This is a genomic window from Kribbella sp., assembly GCF_035655035.1.
Classification (GTDB): domain Bacteria; phylum Actinomycetota; class Actinomycetes; order Propionibacteriales; family Kribbellaceae; genus Kribbella.
Window position 1 is genome coordinate 1 of record NZ_DASRVN010000402.1, and the last position, 4,410, is coordinate 4,410.

General features: G+C 71.9%; 2 protein-coding genes. Both read left to right on the top strand.

Annotated elements, in window-relative coordinates; translation table 11 throughout:
- Positions 1–2,540 (top strand): ATP-binding protein (locus VFF46_RS22495; RefSeq protein WP_325039162.1); only part of this gene is annotated, 2,540 nt, incomplete at its 5' end.
- 703 nt (positions 2,541–3,243) lie between these two features.
- A complete protein-coding gene (locus tag VFF46_RS22500) occupies positions 3,244–4,086 on the top strand; it encodes a DegV family protein (RefSeq protein ID WP_325039163.1) in 843 nt (280 codons plus the stop codon).
- Positions 4,087–4,410: the final 324 nt, after the last annotated feature.

Here is a 4,410-nt window from a genome sequence, read left to right on the forward strand (position 1 = left end):
GCGGGCGGCGAGGGTTCGCCGAACTGCTGCTCGACTTGAGGGTCCGGTCAGGCCTTTCCCAGGAGGAGCTGGCCGACCGGGCCGGGCTGAGCGTGCGCTCGATCCGGGAGATGGAGGCCGGCCGGGTGACGCGGCCGCGGAAGGACTCCGTGCGGTTGCTGGCGTCCGCGCTCGAGCTGCAGGACGTGGCCGAGTTCCTGCAGGCCGCGGGGCACGGCGTCGTACGGGCGGTTGCTCCTGTCGTCTCGGTGGCGGACGCGGCTCCGACCGGGCTGCGGTGGCGCGGGACGCGGCCGATCCCGGACGGTCTGGTCGGGCGCGAGGACGAGCTGTTGGAGCTGGAGGCGCTGCTCCGGCAGAACCGGCTGGTCACGCTGGTCGGTCCCGGTGGCGTCGGCAAGACCGAGCTCGCGCTGGCCGCGGCGGACCGGTTCTCCGGCGCCGACACGACCGTGGTGGTCGTCGACCTGACGACGGTGCAGCGCGACGCCGCCGTGACGTCGGCGATCCTGGACGCCTTCGGCACCGCCCCCGGTACGTCGGACCTCGACGACGTACTGTCCGGGCGCCGTCCCGGTGACCTGGTGATCGTCGAGGACAACGCCGAGCACGTGCTCGACGGCGTCGCGACCGTCGCGAACCGGATGGTCCGCAGCTTCCCGGGCGTCGGCGTACTGGTCACGTCCCGCATCCCGCTCGGCCTGCCGGACGAGGTGGTACGGCGCGTGCAGGTGCTCGGCGTACCGGCGAACGACGAGAACTTCGAGGAGATCGCGGCCTCGCCGGCGGTGGAGATGTTCTGCCGGCGGGTCGCCCGGGTACGCCCCGACTTCACGTTGACCCGGGAGAACGCCCCGACCGTGGCGCGGCTGTGCCGGCGGCTGGACGGCCTGCCGCTGGCGCTCGAGCTGGCTGCCGCACGGGCCGGGTCGTTGTCGGTGGAGACGATCCTGGCCGCGCTGGACGACCGCTTCCGGTTGCTGTCCGGCCCGCGGCGGTTCGGTGCGCCGCATCAGCGCACGCTGGCGGACACCATTGCCTGGAGCGTGGACGCGTTGTCGGACCCGGCGCAGCAGTTGCTGTACCGGGCGTCGGTGCTCGGGTCGCCGTTCACGCTGGAGGCGGTGGCCGGGGTGTGTACGGGCGCCCCGATCCACGAGATCGACGTACCGATGCTGCTGGCCGAGCTGGTGGAGAAGTCGCTGCTGCAGCCGGTGCCGGAGTTCGAGCGGCTGTACGGCGCGCGGTACAAGTTCCTGGAGACGATCCGCGAGCACGCGTACGCCGGGCTGTCGTCGCAGGGGGACGACCTCACCGAGTTCCGGAACCGGGCCGTCGAGTGGTGTACGATGTACGTGGCCGGGCTGGAGGGCGCGTGGTCGTCGCCGGACCGCGACCGGCGGTACCGGGCGGCGCATGCGAACTCGGCGCTGTTCGAGGTGGCCCTGGCGCGGGCGGCCGAGCTGGGGGAGTGGGACACGGCCGCGCGGATCGTGCTGGGGTTCCGGATCGCCTGGCAGTACCAGGCGAGTGTGGCCGAGAGCGGCATCCGGTGGGCGACGCTGTGCGCTGCCAACGTGTCCGACAAGGAGACCAGCGGCCGGCTGCTTGCTATTGCGGGCCGGCTGTCCAGTCTGACCGGGGACATCCACGGTGCTCGGCGGCATTACGAAGAGGCGCGCACGCTGATCCCTGGCGAGACTGAGATGGGTCTGGTCGCCAGGGGCGGGTGGGTCTCGTCAGGGTCGCACCTGCTCGATACGCAGAGCCTGGCTGAGATCCCGGCGCTGCTGGAGGACGCCCGCAAGCATGGCGACATCCAGCGGTCTACGACTGTGCAGGCGACCTGTGGGCTCGCGCTGCTGCGCTGGGGACGGCTGGTGGAGGCCAGGGAGCTTCTGCTGGCGTGGGAGGCGGCGCTGGTCAATCCGGGCGTCTACCCGGACGAGATCGGCTACATAGCGCTCAGCCGCGTCGACCTGGAGCTGGGCAACCTGTCCGGTGCGCGGCACTGGGCTGAGCTCGCCCGCGACAGCCAGGCACCTGACGACCCGGAACGGACCAAGGTGGCCAGCTGTCTGGCGATGGTCGAGTACCAGGACGGCCGGTACGACGAGGCGCGCGCACTGCTCGACCAGGCCGACGCGGACATCCGCGGGCATCGCGGGTACTTCGACTACCTGGTGATGCTGTACCGGTCCCGGCTGGCACGTGCTGCCGGAGAGTTCGAGCAGGCCCGGCAGGCGGTGCTGGACGCGCTGAACCGGCTCCTGCTCGAAGGGCGGGTCGTGTACCTGCTCGAAGTACTGCCGGAGGCTGTGGCCGTTCTGCACGCGCTGGGGCGCTCCGAGGCGGGCGACGCGGTGTGCGGTGAGCTGCTCGCGTGGCAGCAGACCATGGACCCGCCGATGCTGCCGACGGCCTGGGCCGTGCTGCAGGAGTCGTGCCAGAGCGCGACGGTGGCGGACGGGTGGCCGCAGCCCGATCCGGCGGCCGCCGTACAGCGGCTGGCCAACGACGTACTCGCTGCTCTTTCCTGACGCCGATCCGCGGAAGCTGCCGGGTAACTGCCGGTTGTTCTGCCTCGTCCTGACCTGGCTGCCGGACCAAGAATTACAGCCGTAGGGCAGGTTCCAGGAAGCAGAGTCCGACCCCGGAAACGGCAGCGAGAGGCGGTGCACCATGAAGAGGCCATGGCACACCGCGGCACTGCCCGGCCCGGCTGAGGCGACGCGGAGGGCCTCCGGGTGCTGGTTGGTGGGGGCGCCGACCGGCGGCCGAGAGCTCCGGAGTGCTGTGGAATGCGGATCTGTCCTGCCTGTACCGGGCGCGGTGCACCGTCAGGGCACTGCTTCCGGGGCGGGGTCCCAGCAGAGGGTCCGGCACACGACACAGGGGACGAGTGTCACGACCCGGCTGGTGCGGGTGCCCGACGGGATTGGTCTCCCGTCGGCGTGCCGGCCGCTGGGACCTCCCGGGACCTCGGTGAGCTCGCGGTCAGGCCGGTTCGTACGGAACCGGATTCGGGGAGTAGCTCGCCGGGGACCCACCGACCTCAGCTGACAGCCAGGGGGAGTCAGCCGGACGTGCCGGGCTGTTGGCGCACAGGGGACGCCAGCGGCCCGGCCCAGTACCCGAGCGAGGTGAAGGCCCCGGGAGGGGTGGCCTTCACCTCGCTGCCGTACAGCTTTTTGTGGAGTTCGGTACTGCGCCCGGACGTAAACTGTCCGGTAACCTCGCTGCATGGCAGCCCGCGTGCAGGTCGTCACCGACTCCACGGCCGGTCTGTCCACGCACGAGCTGCTCCGGCACCCGCTGACCGTCGTACCGCTGCAGGTCGTGATCGGCGGCACCTCGTACGACGACGGCGCCACCTCGGCGGACGCGGTCGCGGAGGCGCTGAAGACGTTCACACCGGTATCGACCAGCCGGCCGGCACCGCAGACGTTCGCCGACACGTACGCCGCGTGCGCGGCCGACGGCGCCGAGGCGGTCGTGTCGATCCACCTCTCCGGCGACATGTCCGGCACCTTCGAGGCCGCGATGATCGGCGCCAAGGAGTCCCCGATCCCGGTCCGCGTCGTCGACTCCCGTTCGCTCGGCATGGGCCTCGGCTTCCCGGTCCTCGCCGCAGCCGCCGCGGCCGGCGCCGGCGAAGACGCCGCCACCGTCGAAGCCGCCGCCCGCGCCCGGATGAAGACCATCTCGTCGTACTTCTACGTCGACACCCTCGAATACCTCCGCCGCGGCGGCCGCATCGGCGCCGCCCAGGCCCTTCTCGGCACCGCCCTGGCCGTCAAACCCCTGCTCACCATCAACGGCGGCCGCATAGTCCCCCTCGAAAAGGTCCGCACCTCGACCCGAGCCATCGCCCGCCTAGCCGACATCGCCGTCCAACGAGCCGGCGACACCCCCGTCCAGCTGGCCGTCCACCACCTCGCCAACCTAGAAAAAGCCCAAACCCTCGCCGACAACCTCGCCACCCGCCTCCCCCAAGCCCAGGAGGTCGTCCTCCGAGAAGTAGGCGCCGTAATAGGCGCCCACGTAGGCCCCGGCCTCCTAGCGGTAGTAGTAAGCCCCCTCTAACCACCCGCACCCGCCCACCCGCACCCGCCCACCTGCGCCACGGCGCCACCCGCGCCCCACCTCACGCGCACCCTGCCCAGCACACCGCCCCTCCGCGCTCACCCTCCGCGCTCACACTCCGCGCTCACACTCCGCGCCGGCGGCGCAACTGCGGCTACCTCACGTGCGCCCACCTCAGCGCACCCCTCACCGCGCCGCCTCAGGTGCGCTCAGCTCACCGCACGCGCGCACCCCGCACGCGCTCACCCCACGCGCGCCGCCGGCGCCACCGCGCCCGCCTCACCTGCGCCCACCTCACCGCGCTCACCCCACGCCCCGCTTCAC

Bases quoted from the DNA above. Each gene is read 5' to 3' on its own strand.
- VFF46_RS22500 (WP_325039163.1), top strand. From the start codon at position 3,244: ATGGCAGCCCGCGTGCAGGTCGTCACCGACTCCACGGCCGGTCTGTCC.